Genomic DNA, 22,397 nt, shown 5'->3' with positions numbered 1-22,397 from the left:
TCGGGCACAACCACGCCGCCCCGAGCGGGCAAGGGCAGAACCGGGCGAATGCCTGACAACCGGGCGAATGCCTGAAAAGATGAGGAATTGACATGAGCGACGTCGCAGACCGCGTAAAAAAGATCGTTGTGGAACACCTGGGTGTTGAAGAAGACAAAGTGACCGAGAACGCGTCGTTCATCGATGATCTGGGCGCAGACAGCCTGGACACCGTTGAGCTGGTTATGGCCTTCGAAGAAGAGTTCGGCATCGAGATCCCCGATGACGCGGCCGAGACCATCCAGACCTTTGGCGATGCGGTGAAGTTCATCAGCGAAGCTTCCTGATCCCACCCAATCGGTGACGATCACAGACGGCGCTTTCCGGGCAGGAAGGCGCCGTTTTTCGTTTCTGGACGTTTCCGACCTCCGCGAGGTCGGGTTTTCTCCTTAGGGGTGATCGGTCTCCGTGCTAGCCTTGGCGAAACTGCCGACGACAGGAGGGCATTGCGATGATGATCTACCCCACGATGGAACTGAAGGACGGCCGCTGCGTGACGCTGGACAAGGGGCGGCTCGACACCGCCATGATCTGGCACGTGGACCCGGTTGCCACCGCCTGCGGCTTTGCCGCCGATGGTGCCGAATGGATGCATCTGACCGATTTTGATGCCATCGAAGGCGACAACCGCAATGCCGAGCTGGTGGAGGAAATCATCCGCACCGCCGGTATCCCGGTTCAGCTGGGCGGCGGTATGCGCTCGCGCGAGCATATAGAGCATTGGATCGACAAGGGGGCGGGCCGTGTGGTGGTCGGCACGCTTGCCGCCCGCGACCCCGAACTGGTGCGCACGCTGACCCGTCTTCACCCCGATCAGATCGTGCTGGCGGTGGATGTCTGGCAGGGGCAGGTGATGACCGACGGCTGGCGTCAGGCCGGCTCGTTCACGCCCGAAGCCTTTATCGACGCCTTTGCCGATTGTCCCTTTGCGGGCATCATCATCACCGATATCGAAAGCGATATGACCGATGTCGAGGCGCAGCTGGGGCTGATCGCAGGGCTGGCGGAGAAAGCGCGCACGCCGGTGATCGCCAGCGGTGTGGTCCGCACCGCCGATGACGTGGCGCGGCTGAAATACATCGGTTCGATCTCTGGCGCACTGGTCGGGCGGGCGCTGTTCCGCAAGACCCTGACCGTGGCGGAGGCGCTGGAGGCGGCCCGCCCCACGCGTGAGCCGGTTGCCGAATTCCGCTAGGTCGGCGGCACGTCTCGGGCGGCACTGCTGCCGCATCGACCAATGGGCTGCGGTGTCGTCAGGACTGCGCAGCCCTTTTGATTTCAGCGCAGCCTGCGTGTCTTGGCTGCCTTGGGGAGCGGGCAGGCCGGCGTGGGTTTGCAGCACAGGGCGCATGACCGGCGCGGCTGAGCTGGTGCGGCGCTGTCTACACAGGGTCCGGTCGAAACCGCTGCCAATGGACCGGAATTGTCGAACCGACCTCTCGACGCCGCCGAGGCACCGCTGATCGCGACATAAGCGGGCCGGAGCTGTGGTCTCTGCCTGAAATTGACCAAACCGGCGCGCGCGCTTCCTGCATGGTCTATACCGGCGGAAGATCTGACTGCTTCGCCGACTGATTGCGGAGCAAAGCACGTCCTGCCCCAATGGTCCGCATCTGCCACCATCCGGCACCAACCGCCACCATCCCACTACCACAGGGCTGCCACCGGTTCGCGAGGTCGGCTCCGCAAGGCATCGCACGTGGGATCTGTCTGCATATTCGCGATCATGGCCGCGATCATGGCCAGCCAGACGCCAGCCAGACGCCCGTCCGCCGCCCGCCCGCGCGATCTTTGCCGCGCGCTTCTTGCCGGTCCGCCGCGACCGGGGACCCGTGATAGCAGCTGAGCCCAAGACAGGCCGACCCCCTTGTGACATCATCACGACGAAGGACCACGCCGCAGAGTGTCGCTCCGGCCATGCCGATCCGTCAGCCAGACACCGCGCCATGTGGTTCAAGCTCGGCAGGCGTCCCGTCGCGCCCGAACTCCCGTTTGGATTTTCTGGGCGCCCTGCGAAAACCCGCCAGAGCCTTCACCATATCGCGTGTGAGACGCTCCTTGAACTGCAGGCCAAAATAGTTGGCATTGCACCATTGCACCCGACCGTGAAGATTTATCTGCGGCGCATCGCCGGGCAGGTCCAGCACGATGATATCCCCGGCGCCGAGGCGCGCTGCGGATTTGACCTTCGCCCCCTCCTGACTGATGTCCAGCAGGGTCGCCGCAACCCCGTTATCATTGTTGTGCACAAGGGTGCAGTCCAGGTTGCAGGTATGGCGCTTGCGGCGCCGCCTCAGCGTGGTCATGCGCCGTTCAAACAGCACAAAACACAGCGCTCCAAGCGCCACCAGACCCAGTGAACCGGCCGCCGCGGTGGTGCTGGAAATCTGTCCCAGCGCGGGCAAGGCGCCAAGGCCGCCGCCATCCTGCCCGCTACTGCCTGCACGAGAGCAGGGCATACGCGCCAGCTCCCGGCGATAGGCCGCCAGGGTTTCACTGGCAAAGAGTTTGACAGAGGCCCGTTCCGCATGGCGCCGGTCCTTCAGCGCCAGGACCCGCAGCAGGCTGCGGTGCTGGGCAATCAGGTTATGGGTCGCCTTCAGCAGATCGTCCATCTTTTCTCTCTGCATCGCGAGATGCAGCTCGGTCTTCGATGTCTTTGCCAGCAACCGTTCCATCTCCTGCACGGCGGGCGAATTGCTGCCGGTGCGCAGGTAGTCGAGAAAATCTTCACCGGCGAGCGTCAGCGTCATCAGTTTGTTGAAGACACGGCATTCGCGGGCGGCCAGCGGTTCAGCGCCAAGCAGCAGGCTGACCAGCAACAGCAGCGCAAAGACGCCCAGCCCCCACATGCGCGAAGGGCGGCGGTGTGCCATCCGCCGAACCCTTCGTAGATCAGGATCAGGTGACGCAGGGCGTCCAAACAAGAACTCTATGTGCACCATTCACATCTTGCCCCACAGCCGCTGACCTTGGATCCTGCGCCCCGTCTGTTGGGCGCCGCATAGTGGTTCGCAGGCGCGCCATATCGGTACTGTCGCGACTACGAAACCAAAGAACAACCAAAAGGTACATTATCCAAGTTAACCGCAATCTAAGGCTGTCATTAAATTATCGCAAAACAACCGGAGACCACCGGCTCTTGCACCTCTGCGCCAATCCAAGCTATTTGGAGTCAAATTGCCGAGGCAGAGGAGTGCAAGAAATGCGTCGAGTAGTAGTTACCGGACTGGGCCTGGTCACACCGCTGGCAAGCGGCGTCGAAGAGACCTGGTCGCGGTTGCTGGACGGTCAGTCCGGGGCGGGTCCGATCACGCATTTTGATGCGGTAGAAAGCGGTGTCGCCACCACCTACGCCTGCGAAGTTCCGCGTGGCGACGGCAGCGATGGGACCTTCAACCCCGATGATTGGGTTGTCAAAAAAGACCAGAAGAAGATTGATGATTTCATCCTCTATGGCATTGCCGCGGCTGATATGGCCGTGCGTGACGCCGGCTGGACACCCGAGGACGAGCAGAGCCGCCTGCGCACCGGCGTGATGATCGGCTCCGGCATCGGCGGCCTCAGCTCGATCGCCGACACCGCGGTGATGATCAAGGAGAAAGGCCCCCGCCGGGTGTCGCCGTTCTTCATCCCCGGCGCGCTGATCAACCTGATCTCCGGCCAGGTCTCGATCCGTTTTGGCTTCAAGGGGCCGAACCACTCTGTTGTGACCGCCTGTTCGACCGGTGCCCATGCCATTGGCGACGCGGCCCGTCTGATCAAATCCGGCGACGCCGACGTGATGATCGCAGGCGGCGCCGAGGCGGCGATCTGCGAAATCGGCATTGCCGGCTTCAACGCCTGCAAGGCGCTGTCCACCAAACGCGCCGATGACCCAAAGGCCGCCTCGCGCCCCTATGACGCCGACCGCGACGGTTTCGTGATGGGTGAGGGCGCCGGCATCGTGGTGCTGGAAGATTACGACCACGCCAAGGCCCGTGGCGCCAAGATCTATGCCGAGGTGCTGGGGTATGGTCTCTCCGGCGATGCCTACCACATCACCGCTCCCTCCGAGGACGGCGAAGGTGGCGAGCGCTCGATGCGCGCGGCGCTGGCCAATGCGGGGCTTGAGCCGAAGGACATCGACTATATCAATGCCCATGGCACCTCGACCATGGCCGATACCATCGAACTGGGCGCGGTTGAGCGGATGATGGGGGATGCGGCGGGCAAGGTCACCATGTCCTCGACCAAATCCGCCACCGGCCACCTCCTGGGTGCGGCTGGCGCGATTGAGGCGATCTTCTCGATCCTGGCGATCCGCGATCAGGTGGCACCGCCCACCATCAACCTGGACAACCCGGCCGTTGAAACCGCTGTCGATCTGGCCCCGAACCAGAAACGCGAGCGCGAGATCAAGGTGGCGCTGTCCAATTCCTTTGGCTTTGGCGGCACCAATGCGTCGGTCCTGTTCGGAAAGCCTGAGTGATGTGGCGCAACCTCGCCTCAAACATGCTGACGGTCCTGGTGGTGATGCTGTTCCTTCTGGGCGGCGTCATCCTCTGGGGGCAGTCGCAATATACCTCCGAAGGTCCGCTGGACAGCGCGATCTGCCTGCGGGTGCCGTCCGGCAGCACGATGTCTCGGGTCAGCCGTGATCTGGAGAGCCAGGGCGCGATCAACTCCGGCCCGCTGTTCCGGGTTGGTGTGCGCTACGCCGAGAAAACCGATGCGCTGAAGGCCGGCAGCTATCTGGTGCCCGCAGGGGCCTCGATGGCCGAGATCGTCAATCAGATCACCCGCGGCGGCGCCAGCAGCTGTGGCACCGAAATCGTCTACCGCGTGGGCGTGACCCGCGTGCTGGCCGAGGTGCGCGAGCTGGACCCGGCCACCAACCGCTTTGTCGAGCGTGCGGAATTTGTGCCCGGCGTCGATGAGGTGCCCGCTGTCTACGAAGAGAAGAAAGCCGATGCCGACACCCGTTACCGCATCGCGCTGGCCGAAGGCGTGACCAGCTGGCAGGTGGTCGAATCGCTGAAAGCCATGGATATCCTCGACGGCGATCCGGGCACGCGCCCGGCGGAGGGGATGCTGGCACCCGACAGCTATGAGGTCTCCCCCGGTGATGACCGCGCCGAGATCCTGGCCGAGATGCAGGAGCGCCAGGAGCTGCGCATCAACGCCGCCTGGGAGGGCCGCTCGGACCGCGCAGCGGTTACCAGCCCCGAAGAGATGCTGATCCTCGCGTCGATCATCGAAAAAGAGACCGGCGTGGCAGAGGAGCGTGGGCAGGTCGCCTCGGTCTTCACCAACCGGCTGAACCGCGGGATGCGGCTGCAAACGGACCCGACGGTGATCTATGGTGTTACTCGGGGCGAGGGTGTCCTCGGGCGTGGCCTGCGCCAGAGCGAACTGCGCCGGGCAACCCCCTGGAACACCTATGTGATCGAAGGGCTGCCACCGACGCCAATCGCCAACCCCGGCATGGCCAGCCTTGAGGCGGCGGTGAACCCCGATCAGGGCGACTACCTGTTCTTCGTCGCTGATGGCACCGGTGGCCACGCCTTTGCCGTCACGCTTGAGGAGCACAATCGCAATGTCGCCAAATGGCGCGAGATTGAAGCGCAGGGCAACAGCAACTAGGCGCAATCCAATCATGGATCAGATCTGAAAGGGGACGCTTCGGCGTCCTCTTTTTTGTGCGGCACCGTTAACCTTATGGTAGGTTAATCTGAAATTTACTTAACAAATCCGGCAGCTTGCGTCCGATACTTCAGGTTGCCAACTTTGACTTTTGCGCTGGTTTGTGGCAGGGTTCACAGGCAGCTGGGAAATTGGCAGATCCGCCCGCAGGACGCCCGATCATGGATCGCGCTTGTGGGGCGGCCTTGCGATTTTCCGAACGGAGGTCCCATGACTATGAGGCCCCAACCATGAGCACCTATACCCCGGAAAATCGGCTGGCAAAGACCGCCGATCTTCTTTTCTCCCTCCATAATTCCATCGAACGGCTCCGGCAGGAGGCCGAGCAGATGCTCGAACGGCTTGCCTGCGATGCAGACGACGCCGGCAGCGCGCCGCGTATCGCCAAATTGGAAAGCCTGATCCGTGACAGCCAGAAAGTGGAGAAAACCCTTGTCGAACAAAGTGAACAGCATCAGGCCGCAGCCGGGCTCGACATCGACGCCGCTCGCAGTGAAATCGAAGAGCGGCTGGCTCGCCTGCGCGCCAGTTTCGACGCAGAAGATGTTTCTGGACCGGCTCAGCGACCATGACCTCTGTGCGATGCCCTATGTCTTTGATCTCTGGGCGCTGCCGCACCAGCTGCCACCGGCGGGGGACTGGCGCAGCTGGGTCATCCTCGGCGGACGCGGGGCAGGCAAGACCCGCGCCGGCGCCGAATGGGTGCGTACGCTGGCCGAAGGGTCAACACCGCTGTCCGCTGGTCGTGCCCGCCGCATCGCCCTCCTCGGGGAAACCTACGATCAGGTGCGCGACGTCATGGTCCAGGGCGACAGCGGCATCCTCGCCTGCACACCCCGCGACCGCCGCCCGACGTGGAAAGCCACCGAACGGCGGCTGATCTGGCCCAATGGCGCCACCGCCCAGGCGTTTTCGGCCCATGACCCTGAGGCGCTGCGTGGCCCGCAGTTCGATGCCGCCTGGGCTGATGAGCTGGCCAAATGGAAACGCGGGCAAGACAGCTGGGACATGCTGCAATTTGCGCTCCGGCTGGGGCAGGATCCGCGCGTCTGCGTCACCACCACACCGCGCAATACCGGCGTGCTGCGCGACCTTCTGGCCAGCCCCTCCACCGTGCAGACCCATGCCGCGACCGAGGCCAACCGTGCCAATCTCGCCGCCTCCTTCATCGCGGAGGTGCGCAGCCGCTATGCCGGGTCACGGCTAGGCCGACAAGAGCTGGACGGCATCCTGTTGCAGGATGTCGATGGCGCGCTCTGGACCAACGCCGGTCTTGTTGCGGCGCAGATCGCAAAGGCCCCGGCACTGGACCGGGTGGTGGTGGCGGTGGACCCGGCGGTGAGCGCCGGCAAAAACTCCGACGCCTGCGGCATCCTCGTGGTGGGTGCCACGCTCACAGGCCCGCCGCAGGACTGGTGCGCCTATGTGCTCGCGGATTGCACGGTGCAGGGCGTCGGACCGCTGACCTGGGCGCAGGCCGCCATTGATGCGCGCGACCGCTACAGCGCCGACCGGGTGGTGGCGGAGGTCAATCAGGGCGGCGCCCTGGTCGAAAGCCTGCTGCGCCAGATCGACCCGCTGGTGCCCTTTACCGCGCTGCACGCCAGCCGGGGCAAGGGGGCACGGGCCGAACCGGTCGCCGCCCTTTACGAACAGGGCCGGGTGCGCCACCTGCCGGGGCTTGGCGCGCTGGAGGATCAGCTCTGCCAGATGACCCCGCGTGGCTATCTGGGGCAGGGCTCACCGGACCGGCTGGATGCGCTGGTCTGGGCGGTGCAGGAGCTGATCCTGACCCCGGCGACCCGCCACAGGCTGCCCCGCGCGCGCATGTTATAGGCGGGCCACCGGCCATCAAATCAGACGCAAAACGCCCGCAGTCCTGCGGGCGTTTTTTAGTTGTATCAAAGGTTTAGCGCAGGTGTTGCGTGCCCTGCGCGCGCCTTGCTCAAATCTTCTTCAACCCCCGCCGTCATAAAGGATCGCAGCAAACAGGGGCATGGTTCGCCCCCTTCAAGCAAAGGAGTGGCCCCATGGTCTTTGACCTTCTGCGGCGCAAGCAACAGCCCGTCGAAACCAAGGCAAGCGCCGCAGCCCGTGTGGTGGCCTGGCACGGTGGCACTGGCAGCACCGGCTGGAGCCCGCGCGACAGCAGTTCACTGACCCGCAGCGGCTTTGTCGGCAATCCCGTGGGCTACCGTGCCGTCAAGATGATCACCGAGGCCGCCGCCGCGCTGCCGCTGGTGTTGCAGGACGGCGCACAGCGCTACGACAGCCACCCGCTGCTGACGCTGCTGGCCCGGCCCAATGCCGCCCAAGGCCGCGCCGAGCTGCTGGAAGCGCTGTTCGGCCACCTGCTGCTGTCGGGCAACGCTTATATTGAGGCGGTCTGCGATCCCGATGGTCGCGACGTATTGCCGGTCGAGCTGCATGTGCTGCGCCCTGACCGCATGACCGTGGTGCCCGGCAGCGATGGCTGGCCGGTGGCCTATGACTACAGCGTGTCGGGTCGCAAACACCGCTTTGATGTGACCATGCCCTGCGCCCCGATCTGCCATCTGCGCAGCTTTCATCCGCAGGACGATCATTACGGTTTGTCGCCGATGCAGGCCGCAGCCATGGCGGTGGATGTGCATACCTCGGCCTCGCGCTGGTCCAAGGCGCTTCTGGACAATGCAGCCCGCCCCTCCGGCGCTTTGGTCTGGACCGGAGGCGATGGTCAGGGGCTGATGGCTGAGGATCAGTTTCGCCGTCTAAGTGAAGAGATCGAAATGAATTTTCAGGGCGCGCGCAACGCCGGCCGTCCAATGGTGCTGGAAGGCGGGTTGGATTGGAAACCAATGGGCTTCTCTCCATCGGATATGGAATTTCACCAGACCAAGGACGCCGCCGCGCGCGAAATTGCCCTCGCGCTTGGGGTGCCGCCAATGCTGCTGGGCCTTCCAGGCGATGCAACTTATGCCAATTATCAGGAGGCCAACCGCGCCTTTTACCGGCTCACCGTGCTGCCGCTTGTGACCCGTGTCACCGCGACGCTGTCGGACTGGCTGTCGCGCTATCAGGGGGCTGCGGTCACCCTGAAACCGGACCTTGATCAGGTGCCTGCGCTGGCCTCCGAACGCGAGGCGCAGTGGCGCCGCGTGGCCGCCGCGGAGTTTCTCAGCGTGGCCGAAAAACGCAGCCTTCTGGGCCTGCCCCCGCAAGAGGAGGCGATGGCGGATGACTGAAATCCCGATACCGCCGTTTGAATGCTCACCGGGTCTGCGGCTCACCGCCCATGAGCGCATCGCCGAGATCCAGCAGGAGGCGATGAACCGGCGTCTCGACCGGCTGGAGATGATGATGGAGCGGATGGAAAAACGCCTCTGGCTCACCGTTTACGGTGTTGCCGCCGTGATCCTGGCGCAGGCCTTCCAATCCTTTCTTGTGGTTCAGTAATTGAAAGAAATTCAAAGAGATAGAAGGAGAAGCTGATGCCATCTCATGCGCATCTGGAGCATAAGTTCGCGCGCTTCGGCGAGGATCTGACCATTGGCGACGAGGCCGACGATATGGTCATGATCAGCGGATATGCCAGCCTGTTTGGCTGCGTCGACGCTGGCGGTGACATGGTGCAGCCGGGGGCCTATCAGGCGTCGCTCGACCGTCTGGCGCAGGCCGGGATCGCGGTCAAGATGCTGTGGCAGCACGATCCCGCACAGCCCATCGGCGTCTGGGATGAGGTCCGCGAGGATGCCCGCGGCCTGCATGTCCGGGGCCGTATCCTGACCCGCACCCAAAAGGGCGCCGAGGCTGCGGCGCTGATCGCTGTCGGCGCATTGGATGGGCTGTCGATCGGCTACCGGACCCGCCGCGCCACGGCGCGCAAAGGCGGCGGGCGCTCCCTGTGTGAGCTGGACCTCTGGGAGGTCTCGCTGGTGACCTTCCCGATGTTGTCCACAGCCCGCGTCAGCCCAGCCGGGGCCGCCGCCAAATCGCAGACCGCAGAGCGCCGTGCCATCGCCCCGGACGATACCCCGCAGATCTGGCGGGAGGTGATCGACCTGCTGCGCAGCGGTGCCAGCCTGACGCCGCTCGGCTGAATGCAGGCCCCGGCCGCCGCTGCGGTCGCGCCCCGCTTTTGCCTTCCTCAATCGACCCAAAAGGACAGACAGATGAGCCATCCCCAATCGCACCCGGAACCAACGGCCCACTCCCATGCAGCCCCGCAGGAGGTCAAACAGGCCGTTGCCGACTTCGTGCATGATTTCAACGGGTTCAAAGACGACATTGCCCTGAAACTGAAACAGACAGAAGAGCGTATGACCATGCTGGATCGTAAATCCCACTTTGCCAATCGCCCCCCTCTGGCCGCTGCCGAGGCAGGCGGCGCGCCTCATCAGAAAGCCTTTGATGCCTATCTGCGGTCCGGCGATGACGCCGCGCTGCGTGGCCTTGATCTTGATGCCAAGGCGATGGCCACCACCGTCAATGGCGATGGCGGCTACCTGGTGGATCCGCAGACCTCCGATACGGTCAAATCCGTGTTGAACAGCACCGCTTCGATCCGCGCCGTCGCCTCGGTGGTGACGGTGGAGGCAACCTCCTACGATGTGCTGATCGACCATGGCGATGTCGGTCACGGCTGGGCGAATGAGACGGCGGCGGTAACCGAAACCGCAACCCCGGTGATCGACCGCATCACCATCCCGCTGCATGAGCTGAGCGCCTTGCCCAAGGCCTCGCAGCGGCTGCTGGACGACAGCGCCTTTGACATCGAGGGCTGGCTGGCCGGCCGGATCGCCGACAAGTTTTCCCGCGCCGAGGCGGCTTCCTTCATCAATGGCGATGGCAACGACAAACCGACCGGCATCCTCTACCACCCGGTGGTTGCCAATGACAGCTGGAGCTGGGGCAATCTTGGCTATGTCACCACCGGCGTGGAGGGCGATATCGGCGATGGCGATGCAATCATTGATCTGGTCTATGCGCTTGGCGCGCAGTACCGGGCCAACGCCAGCTTTGTGATGAACTCCAAAACCGCAGGCCTCCTGCGCAAGCTGAAGGATGCCGATGGCCGCTTCCTGTGGTCCGACGGGCTGGCAGCGGCCGAACCGGCGCGGCTGATGGGCTATCCGGTGGTCATTGCCGAGGACATGCCCGACGCCGGTGTGAACGGCTATGCCGTGGCCTTTGGCGATTTTGCGGCCGGCTACACCATCGCCGAACGCCCCGACCTGCGGGTGCTGCGCGATCCCTTCAGCGCCAAGCCGCATGTGCTGTTCTATGCCACCAAACGTGTCGGCGGCGATGTCAGCGATTTTGCCGCCATCAAACTGCTGAAATTCGGCCTGAGCTGACGCTTGGACCGATGGCGGACCCGGCAGCCCGGTTCCGTCTGCGGATGCGCGCCTTCAGGCCGCTGTCGTCCAGCTGCTCCCCTTCCGTCCAGCGGCAGCAGCCCGGCGCGCATCCGCCCCGACCCATCCGGCAACAGCCAGCCCGAGCAGCCCCCGAACGAACAGCCGTTGGAGTGAAGAGATGATGTTGAATGAAGTGACACCGGTGCCAGAGGCGGTTCTGCCGCAAGAGGCGTTCAAGGCGCATCTGCGTCTGGGCACCGGCTTTGACGAGGCGGGGGTGCAGGAGGCCGTGCTGATCAGCTTCCTGCGCGCTGCCATCGCGGCGATCGAGGCACGCACCGGCCGGGTGCTTCTGGCGCGGGATTTCCTGCTGACGCTCGCCGCCTGGCGGGATCCCCAGCTACAGGCGCTGCCGCTTGCACCGGTGCAGCAGATCCATTCGGTCACGCTGAGCGATGCCGCCGGGGTCGAGACCGTGCTGCCACCCGGTCGTTACCGGCTGGAACCCGACAGCCAGCAGCCCCGGCTGCGTCCGGTTGGCGGGGTGCTGCCCACAATTGCCAGCGGTGGTGCGGCGCGGATCCTGATGCGGGCGGGCATGGCCAACAGCTGGTCGGCATTGCCCGGCGATCTGGCGCAGGCGGTGCTGATGCTGGCGGCGCATTACTATGAGTTTCGCGATGACACGAGGTTGCAGGGCGGCTGTATGCCCTTTGGCGTCACCAGCCTGATCGAACGCTATCGTGCACTACGGGTGAGCCTGGGCGTCGGCGGCGGGCATGGGATCGGGTTCGGCCGCAGCTTTGGGCCGGGGGCAGGCGCATGAGCCGCCGCACCACATCCCGCCCCGCTGCCCGCTCCACACCACGTCTCAACCGCTGTCTGGCGCTGGAGGATCCGCGCCGCACCTCGGATGGGGCTGGCGGGTTTCTTGAGGCATGGCAGCTGCTTGGCCACCATTGGTGCGAGATGCGTGCCCTCAGTGGCCGCAGCACCGATCACTCCGGCACCAGCCTGTCACTGCAACGCTACCGCATCACCCTGCGCGCCCATCCCACCGGCAGCCCGGCGCGGCCCCGGCCGGATCAGCGGCTGCGCGATGGTGCCCGGATCTTTCGCATTGATGCGGTGGCCGAAGGCGACCCTGACGGCCGCTACCTGACCTGTTTTGCCACCGAGGAGACCACCGCATGACCTATGCCCTGGCCCTGCCGCTGCAGGAGGCGCTGTTTCAGCACCTGACCAATGACCCGGCGCTGACCACCGCGCTGAGCGGCGCCATCTATGACGCGCTGCCAGCAGGCAGCCTGCCGCAGACCTATGTGACCCTTGGCCCCGAGGAGGTGCAGGACCGCTCCGACCGCAGTGGCGCCGGCGCGCGCCACCGGGTGGAGATCACCGTCCATACCGATATTGCGGGCTTTGCCGGTGCGAAGGCCATTGCGGCCAGCATCTGCGACAGCCTCGCCAGCGCCTCGCTCAGCCTGACGCGCGGGCGACTGGTGGGCCTGTGGTTCGACCGCGCCAGCGCCAGCCGCAAACCCTCCGGCGGCCGCGAGATCCGCCTGCGCTTCACCGCGCGGCTGGAGGACAGCTGACACCCGGTCGGCTTGGTGAAAATCCAACATTAATTACAATGCGTTGCGCGGCAAGGCTGATCTGAATTGGCGCGACGTCCCATCACTCAGCAACAGGAGATCACCGCTATGAGTGTTCAAAACGGCAAGGATCTATTGGTCAAGATCGACATGACCGGCGACGGTCAGTTCGAAACCATCGCGGGGCTGCGCGCCACGCGCATCAGCTTCAACGCCGAAAGCGTCGATGTCACCAGTCTGGAAAGCCAGGGCGGCTGGCGCGAGCTGCTGTCCGGCGCGGGGGTGCGCTCGGCCAATATCTCCGGCTCCGGTATCTTTCGCGATGCCGGGACGGATGAGCGGGCGCGCCAGCTGTTCTTTGAGGGGCTGACCCCCGCGTTTCAGGTGATCATCCCCGATTTTGGCATCGTCGAAGGCCCGTTTCAGGTCACCGCCCTGGAATATGCCGGCAGCCACAATGGCGAGGCCACCTATGAGCTTGCGCTCGCCAGCGCCGGCGCGCTGGTCTTCACCGCCGTCTGAGGGGGGTGACCATGACCCCCTCGGAACAGCCAGCCCCGGCAGTTAACGCCTGTGCGGCCAATCCCTATGCCGGCGAGGTGCTGCTGGCGGTAAACGGCGATGTGCTGGCGTTAAAGCTCACCCTCGGGGCGCTGGCGGCGCTGGAAACGCGGCTCGGGACGGGATCGCTGATTGATCTGGTGACCCGGTTCGAAAGCGGCGGGTTCTCGGCGGCGGATGTGCTGGCGCTGCTGGCGGCGGGGGTGCAGGGCGGCGGCCACCGGCTCAGCGAGGCGGATCTGGCTGTTGCCGATATCGACGGTGGTCCGATGCAGGCCGCACGGGTCGCCGCACAGCTCCTGGCGCGCAGTTTTGCGCTGCCGGGAGAGGCGGGCGCGCAGCCGACCGGATCGGTGGCCCCATGACGCCCCGGCAGCACTCCACAGACAGACAGAGCACCGGCCTTGACTGGCCGGCGCTGATGCGGGCGGGGCTGGCGGGGCTGCGGCTCACGCCGGATCAGTTCTGGCGCCTCACCCCGGCGGAGCTGCGGCTGATGCTGGGGCAGGACAGCGGCGTTGCGCCGCTGGGACGGGCCGGGCTGGACCAGCTGATGCGCGCATTTCCCGATCCCGCCGCGCCGAGATCCCCAGAAACAGGAGCCGTAAGCGATGAGTGACACAGGACTGAACCAGCTGGAACAGCAGGGCGAGGCGCTGAGCGACAGCCTTGGCGATGCGGCGGGCATGGCGGCCACATTCGATGCCGAACTGCGCCGGGTGCGCGCCGCCTTTGCCGCCACCGGCAAGGATGCCGAGACCCTGGAACGCGGTATGTCCAAGGGGCTGCGCCGCGCCTTTGACGGTGTTGTCTTTGACGGCATGAAGCTCTCGGATGCGCTGGATACCATGGCGCAGTCGATGATCCAGACCACCTATTCTGCGGCCATGAAACCGGTCACTTCCCATATTGGCGGGCTGCTGTCGGATGGGGTGGGCAAGCTGATGAGCGGCATTCTCCCCTTTGCCGATGGGGCGGCGTTTTCACAAGGCAGGGTGATGCCCTTTGCCAAGGGGGGGATCGTCAGCGGCCCGGTGAGCTTTCCCATGCGCGGCGGCACCGGGCTGATGGGCGAGGCAGGCCCAGAGGCGATCCTGCCGCTGACCCGTGGCGCCGATGGTGCGCTTGGTGTGCGCAGCCAGGGCGGGCGGGCCACCTCGGTGGTGATGAATATCCAGACCCCCGATGTGCAGGGGTTCCAACGCAGTCAGGGCCAGATCGCCGCCCAGCTGAGCCGCGCCCTGTCGCGTGGCAATCGCAACCGCTGAGCCGGAGGACAGCAGATGAATTTTCACGAGGTCAGATTTCCCGCATCGCTGAGCTTCGGCTCAATCGGCGGACCGGAGCGGCGCACCGATGTGGTGACGCTTGCCAACGGGCATGAGGAACGCAACACCCCCTGGGCGCATTCGCGTCGCCGCTATGATGCGGGGCTGGGCCTCAGGGGGCTTGAGGATATCGAGGCGCTGATTGCCTTTTTCGAGGCGCGGCAGGGCCAGATGTACGGTTTCCGCTGGAAGGATTGGTCCGACTACAAATCCGCCCGCGCCACGCAGGAGGTGGCGTTTGGGGATCAGGTGATCGGTATCGGCGACGGGGTGCAGCAGGTGTTCCAGCTGAGCAAGACCTATCGTTCCGGCAGCTTTGCCTATCAGCGTCCGATAACGAAACCGGTGGCGGGCAGCGTGCGCATCGGGATTGAGCAGGACGCTTTGCAGGAGACGGTAGACTACACGCTCGACAGCACCCTTGGCACCATCACGCTGGCGCATCCGCCAGAGGCGGGACTGTCGGTGAAGGCGGGGTTTGAGTTCGATGTGCCGGTGCGCTTTGACACCGATCGCATTCAGACCAGCGTGGCGTCCTTTCAGGCGGGCGACGTGCCCAATGTCCCAGTGGTGGAGGTGCGGGTCTGATGGCTGGGGTAAGCGAGGCGTTTCAATCCCATGTGGCCAGCGGTCTGACCACGCTGTGCCGCTGCTGGCTGGTGACCCGCAGCGATGGCGTGCGGTTCGGCTTTACCGATCATGACCGCGACCTGCGGTTCGAAAGTGCTGCCGAGGGCGAGGCCGGTCTGCTGTTTCGCGCAGGCACCGGGCTGACCGCGCGCAGCCTGCAACAGGCCACCGGGCTGGCGGTCGACAATACCGAGGCGCTGGGTGCGCTGAGCGATGCCGCCATCCGCGAAGACGAGATCGAGGCCGGGCGCTTTGACGGCGCCGAGGTGCGCTGCTGGCTGGTGAACTGGGCCGATGTCTCGGTTCGCTGGTTGCAGTTTCGCGGCAGCTTTGGCCAGATCCGCCGTGCCGGTGGTGCCTTTGAGGCGGAGCTGCGCGGCCTGACGGAGGCGCTCAATCAGCCGATGGGGCGGATCTACCAGAAACCGTGCACGGCGGTGCTGGGCGATGGCGCCTGCCGCTTTGACATGACCACGCCGGGTTACACGCTGGAGCTGGCCGCGGAAGAGATCCGCGAAGGGCAGTATTTCGGGTTTGCCGCCCTGCCGGGGTTTGAGCCGAACTGGTTCACGTCGGGTCGTCTCACCGTGATGAGCGGCGCGGCAGCGGGACTGTGGGGCTGGATCAAGCAGGACCGTCAGCAGGTCGGACGGTTGGGACAGGACGCAAGCGCGCCGGATCCGAACGCAGAGCACCGCCAGCTGACCCTCTGGGAGCCGCTGCGGGCCCAGATCAGACCCGGTGATCTGCTGCATCTGGCAGCGGGCTGCGACAAGCGGCTGAAGACCTGTCGGCTGAAGTTCAACAATGGCGTCAATTTTCAGGGCTTTCCGGATATCCCCGGTGAAGACTGGGTGATGAGTGTACCGCGCCAGAGCGGCAATAACACCGGCGGTAGCCGCAGATGAGCGGCGCCACGGGGATATCGCGCGCCCAGCTGGTTACAGCGGCGCGGGGTTGGCTGGGCACGCCCTATGTGCATCAGGCCGCCCGGCGCGGGGCTGGCTGCGATTGCCTCGGCCTGATCCGGGGTCTCTGGCGCGAGGTCTACGGGCAGGAGCCGGAGGCGGTGCCGGGCTATACGATGGACTGGTCTGAACCGCAGGGCGAGGAGGCGCTGTGGCAGGCGGCTCTGCGCCATCTCAGCCCCCGACCGCTAGAAGATGCGTGCGCCGGAGACGTCCTCCTGTTTCGGATGCGCCGGGGGGCGGTGGCCAAACATATCGCGCTGCAAACTGAAGCCGGCACCATGCCGCGGTTCATCCATGCCTATAGCGGCCACGGTGTGGTCGAGAGCGCATTGAGCCAGCCGTGGCAACGGCGGATCGTGGCGCGGTTTTCCTTTCCTGATGTTGATGCTGATGAGGTGACGTGATGGCGACCATTCTTCTTTCTGCGGCGGGGGCGGCCCTTGGCGGCTCGGTTGGGGGGGCTGTGGCGGGTCTGTCCTCGGTAGCGATTGGCCGCGCGCTTGGCGCCACCGTCGGACGCGCCATTGACAGCCGCCTGCTGGGGGCGGGTAGTGAGCCGGTGGAGACCGGCCGGGTGGAACGCTTCCGCCTGACCCATGCCAGCGATGGCCAGCCAATTGCGCAGGTCTATGGCCGGATGCGGGTGGGCGGGCAGGTGATCTGGGCGTCCGAGTTCCGCGAGACCTCCACCACCAGTGGTGGCGGCGGCAAGGGCGGCGGCCCGCGCCAGCCCAAGGTCACCAGCTACAGCTATGATGTCTCGCTGGCGGTGGCGGTCTGCGCCGGAGAGGTCGCCTCCATCGGGCGGGTCTGGGCTGATGGGGAGGAGGTCGCGCCCAAGGATCTGAACATGACCGTCTATCGCGGCACCATGGACCAGCTCCCCGATCCGGTGATTGAGGCGGTGGAGGGTGCGGGCGAGGTGCCCGCCTATCGTGGCACCGCCTATGTGGTGATGGAGAACCTGGCACTGGAGCGTTTTGGCAACCGGGTGCCGCAATTCTCGTTTGAGGTGCTGCGTGCAGAGCAACCGGCCTCCAGCACCTATGATCTGGATCTGCCGCAGCTGGTGCAGGGGGTTGCCCTGATGCCGGGGACCGGGGAATACGCGCTGGCCAGCACGCCGGTGCATTACGACCACGGACCGGGACAGGCCAAACCCGCCAATTCGCACAGCCCCTCGGGAGAGACCGATCTGGTCACTTCGCTGACGACCCTTGGCGAGGAGCTGCCCGCCTGTGGCGCGGCCTCGCTGATTGTGTCGTGGTTCGGCAATGATCTGCGCTGTGGGGCCTGTACCGTCAAACCGAAGGTGGAGCGCCAGCATATTGAGGGGGCGAATATGCCCTGGTCAGTGGCCGGGCTGACCCGGACAGAGGCAGAGCTGATCGCGCGGCAGGATGACAGACCCATATACGGCGGCACCCCCACCGATGCCTCGGTGATCGAGGCCATTCGCGCAATGCAGGGGCAGGGCAAGCGGGTGATGTTCTACCCGTTTATCCTGATGGATCAGATGGCGGGCAATGATCTGCCCGATCCCTGGAGCGGTGAGCCGGGTCAGGCGCATCTGCCCTGGCGGGGACGGATTACCCTGTCACTGGCACCGGGCCAGCCCGGCAGCCCCGATGGCACGGCTACGGCGCGTATGGAGGTGCAGCAGTTCTTTGGCACGGCAACGGCGGCGGATTTTACCGTGGCTGACGGGAGCGTCACCTATAGCGGCCCGTCTGAGGACTGGGGGCTGCGGCGGTTCATCCTGCATAATGCCGCGCTTTGTGCCGCGGCGGGCGGGGTTGAGGCGTTCTGCATCAGCTCGGAGATGCGTGGGCTTACCCAGATCCGCGATGAGGCAGGCTTTCCTGCGGTGGCGGAGCTGCGGGCGCTGACGCAGGAGGTGCGCCAGATCCTTGGGCCGGATACCAAGATCGGCTATGCCGCCGACTGGTCGGAGTATTGGGGCTACCAGAGCCCGGAGGGGAACCGCTATTTCCACCTCGATCCGCTCTGGGCGGATGAGCAGATCGATTTCATCGGCATCGACAATTACATGCCGCTGTCCGACTGGCGCGAGGGGGAGGATCATCTGGACGCCCGGGCCGGGGCGCCGGGCATCCATGATCTGGCGTATCTGCGCGCCAATATCGAGGGCGGCGAGGGCTATGACTGGTATTACCACTCGCCCGAGGCCGAGGCGGCCCAGATCCGTACGCCGATCACCGATGGCGCCTATGATGAGCCGTGGATCTGGCGCTACAAGGATCTGCGCAGCTGGTGGTCCAAACCGCATCATGACCGGATCAACGGGCAACGTGCCGCGCTGCCCACCGCATGGGAGCCGCAGAGCAAACCGATCTGGTTCACCGAACTGGGCTGCGCCGCCATCGACAAGGGCACCAACCAGCCGAACAAGTTTCTGGATCCCAAAAGCTCGGAATCCAAACTGCCGAAATTTTCCAACGGGCAGCGCGATGACATGATGCAGCTGGCCTATCTGCGCGCGTTGCTGGGTTATTGGCAGGAGGAGGGGAAAAACCCCGTCTCCGAGGTCTATGGTGGCCCGATGCTGGATATGTCGAACGCCTATGTCTGGGCCTGGGACGCGCGCCCCTTTCCGGTGTTTCCCAATGCGGTGGAGGTCTGGAGCGACGGGGAGAACTATCTGCGCGGCCATTGGTTGAACGGACGGGTGGGGCAGCGCACGCTGGCCTCGGTGCTGGAGGAGATCTGTGCCGCCTCGGGTGTTGCGGCGATTGATGTCAGTGACCTGCCTGCGCTGGTGCGCGGCTATGCGATCAGCGATGTCGGTGAGGCCCGCGCCGCGCTGCAACCGCTGTTGCTGCGCCACGGGGTGGATGCCATCGAACGCGATGGTCTGCTGCGGTTTCGCCTGCGCAATGGGCGACAGGACGCAGCGCTGGATCTGGCGCAACTGGTTGAGGGGCAGGAGCTGGACGGGGTGCTGGAACAGACCCGCGCGCCGGAGGCCGAGCTGGCCGGACGGATCCGTCTGCGCTTTGTCGAATGGGGCGGGCGCCATGATCTGCGCGGCGAGGAGGCGGTGCTGCCCGATGAGGCGACCCATGCGGTCAGCGACAATGAGCTGCCGATGGCGCTGACCCGCGCCGAGGGGCGGCAGGTGGTGGAGCGCTGGCTGAGCGAGGCCCGCATGGCCCGCGATACCCTGCGGCTGGAGCTGCCGCCCTCCGCCATGGCGCTGGGCGCGGGCGATGTGATCCGCCTGCCGCTTGCCGGAGCAGAGGCAGGCCCGGAGGTAGGCTCAGAGACGGGTGCGGGGGTCGGCAGCGGTGCGCAGGCCCGGTACCGGATCGACCGGGTCGAACAGGGCGCGGCGCAGCTGATCGAGGCGGTGCGGATCGAGCCGGAGAACTACCACCCGGCACCAGTGCCGGAGGAATTGCCCGGTGTCACCGCCTTTGCGGCACCGGTTCCGGTGCTGCCGCTGTTCATGGACCTGCCGCTGATTGGCGGCGATGAGGTGCCCCATGCGCCGCATCTGGCAGTGACGGCGCAGCCCTGGCCGGGGAGCGTTGCCCTATACGGCGCACAGAGTGATGCGGATTATGCACTGGAGGAGGTGCTGGCCGCCGCTTCAACCATTGCCATCACCAATACGGTGCTGCCTGCGGGCGCGCCGGGGCGCTGGGAGCGGGGCGACGATCTGGAAGTTGATATGATCTCTGGCCAATTGCAGAGCCGGGACTGGCTGGCGGTGCTGAATGGCGCCAATCTGGTGGCCATCGGCGATGGCAGCCCCGGCAATTGGGAGCTGATGCAATTTGGCGAGGCCGAGCTGATCGCACCGGGGCGCTATCTGCTGCGCGACCGGCTGCGTGGGCAGCAGGGCAGCGATGCGCGGATGCCGGTGGCCTGGCCGAAGGGCTCTTATGTGGTGGCGCTGGATGGCACGCCGCAGCAGATCACACTGGCTGCCAATCAGCGTGGCCTCAGCCGTCACTACCGTATCGGCACGGCCCGGCGCGCCTATGATGATCCGAGCTATGTGCATCTGGAGGCGGCCTTTGCCGGTGAAGGGCTGCGCCCCTATGCGCCGGTGCATCTGCGCCAGAAAGGTGTGTTGGGCAGCGGCGCGGTCGGGCTGGACTGGATCCGCCGCAGCCGCATCGACGGCGACCGCTGGGATCTGGCGGAGATCCCGCTGGGCGAGGATCTGGAGCGCTACCGCCTGCGGATCCTGCGCGGCGGCGAGATCCTGCGCGAAGAATTGCTGGACGCTCCCGGCTGGAGCTATCCGCTGGCGGCCCAGACAGCGGATGCGGTGGTGCCGGGAGATCGCATCGAGGTGGCGCAGGTCTCGGCCCGCTACGGGGCTGGTGCGGTGACCGCCCTGCGGCTGGTCTGAGGCGGGGCGGGGATGCGACGGCCTATCCTGCCCGGTGATATCACCAGCACCGCCCGCGCCCTGCTGGCGGTTGCCCCGGCGCAGCGGCGCGCGCTCTGCCAGCGGATCTTTGCCGGGGCGGCGCAGGCGGTGCGCCATCTGCGCCGCCACCGGCGGCTCTGCCCGCGCTGGGGCGATGGCTCCCTGAGTGCTGCGGCGCGGAAATTCCCGCTGGCGGATGAGCCGTTTTATGACGCGCCGGACTATCTGGCCTGTACCCGGCTGGTGCTGGCTGAGCTGGCGCGTCATATCAGGCATAATCCGGGCTAGCGGCTGCCGGATGCCTTGTGATGAGGCTGTTGCGGCGCCTCAACGACGCTGGCAGCGTCTGTGCCGGGCGGCCATTTGTCAGCCTGTGGCACCGTCAATATCGGGTCTGCACAGCCCCTGTGCATCGGGGCACGGGAGCTGGTGCGACGGGTGATCACCAATAAAAACAACGGGCTGTCGGTGCATGACTGCGCAGCCGGGGCAAAAGATCAGCAGATCCGATGGCTGTCATCACGGATTTGCGGTTGGCCTTTTTGCGCTGGGGGAGGTACTCTGGTTGCAACACAGGAGGCAGAGCCATGCTTGAGACGCGCCAGGCCGTCAGTTCCGTTGATCCCGTCTGGGATCAGATCACCACCGAGGCGCAGGACGCCGTGCGCCGCCAGCCGCTGATGGGCGGGCTGATCCATGCCTGCATCCTGCATCATACCTCGCTTGAGAAGGCGCTGTCCTATCGCATCGCGGCGAAGCTCTGCTCCAATGAGATGTCGATGGTGATCCTGCGCGAGATCGTCGACCGGGCCTATGACGAAAACCCGGATCTGATTGCTGCCGGGCGCGCCGATCTGATGGCGGTCTATGAACGCGATCCCGCCTGCCACCGGCTGTTGCAGCCGATCCTCTATTTCAAGGGGTATCAGGCGGTTCAGGCCTATCGGGTGGCGCATTGGCTGTGGCAGCAGGGCGATTACGATCTGTCCTATTTCTTCCAGATGCGGATTTCGGAGATCTTTGGCGTTGATATCCATCCGGCGGCCAGAATTGGCCGGGGCATCATGATCGACCACGCGCATTCCATCGTCATCGGCGAGACGGCGGTGGTTGGCGACAACGTCTCCATGCTGCATTCGGTGACCCTGGGCGGCACCGGCAAGGAAGAGGAAGACCGGCACCCGAAGATCGGCAATGGCGTGCTGATCGGTGCTGGCGCCAAGGTGCTGGGCAATATCAAGGTGGGCCATTGCAGCCGTATCGCGGCAGGATCGGTGGTGCTGGCCGAGGTGCCGCCCTGCAAGACCGTTGCGGGCGTGCCGGCCAAGATTGTCGGTGAGGCCGGCTGCGACCAGCCGTCGGTCAGCATGAACCAGGTGCTGGGCGGCGACAAGCCGCAGTAGGCCGCGCCGCTTTGCAGGTCTGGGCATGGCGGGCGGCGCGCGTGCCGCCATCGGTGCATTTGTGAGTATTTTTGGAAAAATGACGATGGAGAGGGGCAGCGCTGGCGGCCCCTTTTTTGGTGGGGTGTGGGAGGTGCGAATGGTTGCCAGTCGGGTAAGTCGCTGTCCCAGCCCGGAGCGGTCATTGGCGGGGGCGTCATGTAAAAGATGCTGCCGCTGCAAAATATCCTGGCCGGCTTCCGAAAAGCGGCCGTTGAACCGACTTGGCGCGCTGCCTTCAGTGCTGCAGTCAGCACCAGGGGTAGAGGTGCGCAGGAAAGCGGGCTTTGCAAAGTCGGAGCTTCTTTCTTGCCCGGTCGCCACTTTGCTGCATTGCAGCGAAGCAAAGCTGACCTTTCCGCACTATTACCCTCTAACGCAGAATACTTCGAAGTCTTT

25 protein-coding genes are annotated in these 22,397 nt (G+C 65.2%); 24 read left to right on the top strand and 1 reads right to left on the bottom strand.

Annotation, left to right across the window (positions count from 1 at the left end):
• Positions 1–92: 92 nt before the first annotated feature.
• Entirely contained in the window at positions 93–326 is a 234-nt protein-coding gene (locus VWZ87_RS02330) for an acyl carrier protein (protein ID WP_005982462.1), read from the top strand.
• A 164-nt stretch (positions 327–490) separates the two neighbouring features.
• Positions 491–1,234 (top strand): 1-(5-phosphoribosyl)-5-[(5-phosphoribosylamino)methylideneamino] imidazole-4-carboxamide isomerase, encoded by a 744-nt coding sequence (locus VWZ87_RS02325; protein ID WP_340545797.1) that lies wholly within the window; start codon positions 491–493, stop codon positions 1,232–1,234.
• A 733-nt stretch (positions 1,235–1,967) separates the two neighbouring features.
• On the opposite strand, the gene VWZ87_RS02320 is transcribed toward VWZ87_RS02325, so the two are convergent.
• Positions 1,968–2,915: a PilZ domain-containing protein gene (locus tag VWZ87_RS02320; RefSeq protein WP_416534160.1), complete on the bottom strand. Its 948-nt coding sequence runs from the start codon at positions 2,913–2,915 to the stop codon at positions 1,968–1,970.
• Positions 2,916–3,244: 329 nt separating this feature from the next.
• On the opposite strand from VWZ87_RS02320, the gene fabF reads away from it, so the two are divergent.
• The 22 genes from fabF to VWZ87_RS02210 form a co-directional block, all read left to right on the top strand.
• Positions 3,245–4,510, top strand: a complete 1,266-nt coding sequence (gene fabF, locus VWZ87_RS02315; RefSeq protein WP_340545795.1) for a beta-ketoacyl-ACP synthase II — start codon at positions 3,245–3,247, stop codon at positions 4,508–4,510.
• Positions 4,510–5,664 carry an endolytic transglycosylase MltG gene (mltG, locus tag VWZ87_RS02310; RefSeq protein WP_416534241.1) on the top strand — a complete coding sequence of 385 codons (1,155 nt, stop codon included), beginning with the start codon at positions 4,510–4,512 and terminating at the stop codon, positions 5,662–5,664. The genes fabF and mltG overlap by 1 nt, the downstream gene beginning before the upstream one ends.
• A 290-nt stretch (positions 5,665–5,954) precedes the next feature.
• A complete protein-coding gene (locus VWZ87_RS02305; RefSeq protein WP_340545794.1) occupies positions 5,955–6,296 on the top strand; it encodes a recombinase in 342 nt (113 codons plus the stop codon).
• The gene (locus tag VWZ87_RS02300) at positions 6,268–7,560 is read left to right on the top strand and encodes a DNA-packaging protein (RefSeq protein ID WP_416534159.1); all 1,293 of its coding nucleotides are present in this window, start codon (positions 6,268–6,270) and stop codon (positions 7,558–7,560) included. Before VWZ87_RS02305 ends, VWZ87_RS02300 begins: the two co-directional genes overlap by 29 nt.
• Before the next feature lie 194 nt (positions 7,561–7,754).
• The gene (locus tag VWZ87_RS02295; RefSeq protein ID WP_416534158.1) at positions 7,755–8,948 is read left to right on the top strand and encodes a phage portal protein; all 1,194 of its coding nucleotides are present in this window, start codon (positions 7,755–7,757) and stop codon (positions 8,946–8,948) included.
• Positions 8,941–9,159, top strand: a complete 219-nt coding sequence (locus VWZ87_RS02290; RefSeq protein WP_014874871.1) for a GTA head formation protein, RCAP_rcc01685 family — start codon at positions 8,941–8,943, stop codon at positions 9,157–9,159. Before VWZ87_RS02295 ends, VWZ87_RS02290 begins: the two co-directional genes overlap by 8 nt.
• Positions 9,160–9,194: 35 nt before the next feature.
• On the top strand, positions 9,195–9,803 hold the full coding sequence (locus VWZ87_RS02285) for an HK97 family phage prohead protease (protein WP_416534157.1): 609 nt from the start codon (positions 9,195–9,197) through the stop codon (positions 9,801–9,803).
• Between the two features lie 72 nt (positions 9,804–9,875).
• Positions 9,876–11,060 carry a phage major capsid protein gene (locus tag VWZ87_RS02280; protein ID WP_416534156.1) on the top strand — a complete coding sequence of 395 codons (1,185 nt, stop codon included), beginning with the start codon at positions 9,876–9,878 and terminating at the stop codon, positions 11,058–11,060.
• A gap of 181 nt (positions 11,061–11,241) precedes the next feature.
• On the top strand, positions 11,242–11,889 hold the full coding sequence (locus tag VWZ87_RS02275; RefSeq protein WP_340545789.1) for a head-tail connector protein: 648 nt from the start codon (positions 11,242–11,244) through the stop codon (positions 11,887–11,889).
• On the top strand, positions 11,886–12,257 hold the full coding sequence (locus VWZ87_RS02270; RefSeq protein ID WP_340545788.1) for a head-tail adaptor protein: 372 nt from the start codon (positions 11,886–11,888) through the stop codon (positions 12,255–12,257). Before VWZ87_RS02275 ends, VWZ87_RS02270 begins: the two co-directional genes overlap by 4 nt.
• Positions 12,254–12,661, top strand: a complete 408-nt coding sequence (locus VWZ87_RS02265) for a DUF3168 domain-containing protein (RefSeq protein ID WP_416534155.1) — start codon at positions 12,254–12,256, stop codon at positions 12,659–12,661. Before VWZ87_RS02270 ends, VWZ87_RS02265 begins: the two co-directional genes overlap by 4 nt.
• Positions 12,662–12,769: 108 nt before the next feature.
• Positions 12,770–13,183: a phage major tail protein, TP901-1 family gene (locus tag VWZ87_RS02260; RefSeq protein ID WP_061048939.1), complete on the top strand. Its 414-nt coding sequence runs from the start codon at positions 12,770–12,772 to the stop codon at positions 13,181–13,183.
• Positions 13,184–13,194: 11 nt separating this feature from the next.
• Positions 13,195–13,587 carry a gene transfer agent family protein gene (locus VWZ87_RS02255; protein ID WP_340545786.1) on the top strand — a complete coding sequence of 131 codons (393 nt, stop codon included), beginning with the start codon at positions 13,195–13,197 and terminating at the stop codon, positions 13,585–13,587.
• A complete protein-coding gene (locus VWZ87_RS02250; RefSeq protein WP_260079403.1) occupies positions 13,584–13,841 on the top strand; it encodes a rcc01693 family protein in 258 nt (85 codons plus the stop codon). The genes VWZ87_RS02255 and VWZ87_RS02250 overlap by 4 nt, the downstream gene beginning before the upstream one ends.
• The gene (locus tag VWZ87_RS02245) at positions 13,834–14,490 is read left to right on the top strand and encodes a phage tail tape measure protein (RefSeq protein ID WP_260079402.1); all 657 of its coding nucleotides are present in this window, start codon (positions 13,834–13,836) and stop codon (positions 14,488–14,490) included. Before VWZ87_RS02250 ends, VWZ87_RS02245 begins: the two co-directional genes overlap by 8 nt.
• Before the next feature lie 15 nt (positions 14,491–14,505).
• Entirely contained in the window at positions 14,506–15,138 is a 633-nt protein-coding gene (locus VWZ87_RS02240; protein WP_260079401.1) for a DUF2460 domain-containing protein, read from the top strand.
• Positions 15,138–16,088, top strand: a complete 951-nt coding sequence (locus VWZ87_RS02235; RefSeq protein ID WP_061048944.1) for a DUF2163 domain-containing protein — start codon at positions 15,138–15,140, stop codon at positions 16,086–16,088. Before VWZ87_RS02240 ends, VWZ87_RS02235 begins: the two co-directional genes overlap by 1 nt.
• Positions 16,085–16,555 (top strand): NlpC/P60 family protein, encoded by a 471-nt coding sequence (locus tag VWZ87_RS02230; RefSeq protein ID WP_416534154.1) that lies wholly within the window; start codon positions 16,085–16,087, stop codon positions 16,553–16,555. The genes VWZ87_RS02235 and VWZ87_RS02230 overlap by 4 nt, the downstream gene beginning before the upstream one ends.
• The gene (locus tag VWZ87_RS02225; RefSeq protein WP_416534153.1) at positions 16,555–20,535 is read left to right on the top strand and encodes a baseplate multidomain protein megatron; all 3,981 of its coding nucleotides are present in this window, start codon (positions 16,555–16,557) and stop codon (positions 20,533–20,535) included. Before VWZ87_RS02230 ends, VWZ87_RS02225 begins: the two co-directional genes overlap by 1 nt.
• Positions 20,536–20,547: 12 nt before the next feature.
• The gene (locus tag VWZ87_RS02220) at positions 20,548–20,844 is read left to right on the top strand and encodes a hypothetical protein (protein WP_340545781.1); all 297 of its coding nucleotides are present in this window, start codon (positions 20,548–20,550) and stop codon (positions 20,842–20,844) included.
• Between the two features lie 299 nt (positions 20,845–21,143).
• Positions 21,144–21,959, top strand: coding sequence for a serine O-acetyltransferase (gene cysE, locus VWZ87_RS02215; protein WP_340545780.1), 816 nt, complete (start codon positions 21,144–21,146; stop codon positions 21,957–21,959).
• Positions 21,960–22,166: 207 nt separating this feature from the next.
• On the top strand, positions 22,167–22,397 hold a 231-nt coding region (locus tag VWZ87_RS02210; RefSeq protein ID WP_416534152.1), incomplete at its 3' end, for a hypothetical protein.

Source organism: Phaeobacter sp. JH20_37 (assembly GCF_048056015.1).
Classification (GTDB): Bacteria; Pseudomonadota; Alphaproteobacteria; order Rhodobacterales; family Rhodobacteraceae; genus Phaeobacter; species Phaeobacter bryozoorum.
The sequence above is the reverse complement of the archived record's forward strand: the minus strand, read 5'-3'. Positions and strand labels throughout refer to the sequence as shown.

Bases quoted from the DNA above. Each gene is read 5' to 3' on its own strand.
- VWZ87_RS02330 (WP_005982462.1), top strand. From the start codon at position 93: ATGAGCGACGTCGCAGACCGCGTAAAAAAGATCGTTGTGGAACACCTG.
- VWZ87_RS02325 (WP_340545797.1), top strand. From the start codon at position 491: ATGATGATCTACCCCACGATGGAACTGAAGGACGGCCGCTGCGTGACG.
- VWZ87_RS02320 (WP_416534160.1), bottom strand. From the start codon at position 2,915: ATGGCACACCGCCGCCCTTCGCGCATGTGGGGGCTGGGCGTCTTTGCG.
- fabF (WP_340545795.1), top strand. From the start codon at position 3,245: ATGCGTCGAGTAGTAGTTACCGGACTGGGCCTGGTCACACCGCTGGCA.
- mltG (WP_416534241.1), top strand. From the start codon at position 4,510: ATGTGGCGCAACCTCGCCTCAAACATGCTGACGGTCCTGGTGGTGATG.
- VWZ87_RS02305 (WP_340545794.1), top strand. From the start codon at position 5,955: ATGAGCACCTATACCCCGGAAAATCGGCTGGCAAAGACCGCCGATCTT.
- VWZ87_RS02300 (WP_416534159.1), top strand. From the start codon at position 6,268: ATGTTTCTGGACCGGCTCAGCGACCATGACCTCTGTGCGATGCCCTAT.
- VWZ87_RS02295 (WP_416534158.1), top strand. From the start codon at position 7,755: ATGGTCTTTGACCTTCTGCGGCGCAAGCAACAGCCCGTCGAAACCAAG.
- VWZ87_RS02290 (WP_014874871.1), top strand. From the start codon at position 8,941: ATGACTGAAATCCCGATACCGCCGTTTGAATGCTCACCGGGTCTGCGG.
- VWZ87_RS02285 (WP_416534157.1), top strand. From the start codon at position 9,195: ATGCCATCTCATGCGCATCTGGAGCATAAGTTCGCGCGCTTCGGCGAG.
- VWZ87_RS02280 (WP_416534156.1), top strand. From the start codon at position 9,876: ATGAGCCATCCCCAATCGCACCCGGAACCAACGGCCCACTCCCATGCA.
- VWZ87_RS02275 (WP_340545789.1), top strand. From the start codon at position 11,242: ATGATGTTGAATGAAGTGACACCGGTGCCAGAGGCGGTTCTGCCGCAA.
- VWZ87_RS02270 (WP_340545788.1), top strand. From the start codon at position 11,886: ATGAGCCGCCGCACCACATCCCGCCCCGCTGCCCGCTCCACACCACGT.
- VWZ87_RS02265 (WP_416534155.1), top strand. From the start codon at position 12,254: ATGACCTATGCCCTGGCCCTGCCGCTGCAGGAGGCGCTGTTTCAGCAC.
- VWZ87_RS02260 (WP_061048939.1), top strand. From the start codon at position 12,770: ATGAGTGTTCAAAACGGCAAGGATCTATTGGTCAAGATCGACATGACC.
- VWZ87_RS02255 (WP_340545786.1), top strand. From the start codon at position 13,195: ATGACCCCCTCGGAACAGCCAGCCCCGGCAGTTAACGCCTGTGCGGCC.
- VWZ87_RS02250 (WP_260079403.1), top strand. From the start codon at position 13,584: ATGACGCCCCGGCAGCACTCCACAGACAGACAGAGCACCGGCCTTGAC.
- VWZ87_RS02245 (WP_260079402.1), top strand. From the start codon at position 13,834: ATGAGTGACACAGGACTGAACCAGCTGGAACAGCAGGGCGAGGCGCTG.
- VWZ87_RS02240 (WP_260079401.1), top strand. From the start codon at position 14,506: ATGAATTTTCACGAGGTCAGATTTCCCGCATCGCTGAGCTTCGGCTCA.
- VWZ87_RS02235 (WP_061048944.1), top strand. From the start codon at position 15,138: ATGGCTGGGGTAAGCGAGGCGTTTCAATCCCATGTGGCCAGCGGTCTG.
- VWZ87_RS02230 (WP_416534154.1), top strand. From the start codon at position 16,085: ATGAGCGGCGCCACGGGGATATCGCGCGCCCAGCTGGTTACAGCGGCG.
- VWZ87_RS02225 (WP_416534153.1), top strand. From the start codon at position 16,555: ATGGCGACCATTCTTCTTTCTGCGGCGGGGGCGGCCCTTGGCGGCTCG.
- VWZ87_RS02220 (WP_340545781.1), top strand. From the start codon at position 20,548: ATGCGACGGCCTATCCTGCCCGGTGATATCACCAGCACCGCCCGCGCC.
- cysE (WP_340545780.1), top strand. From the start codon at position 21,144: ATGCTTGAGACGCGCCAGGCCGTCAGTTCCGTTGATCCCGTCTGGGAT.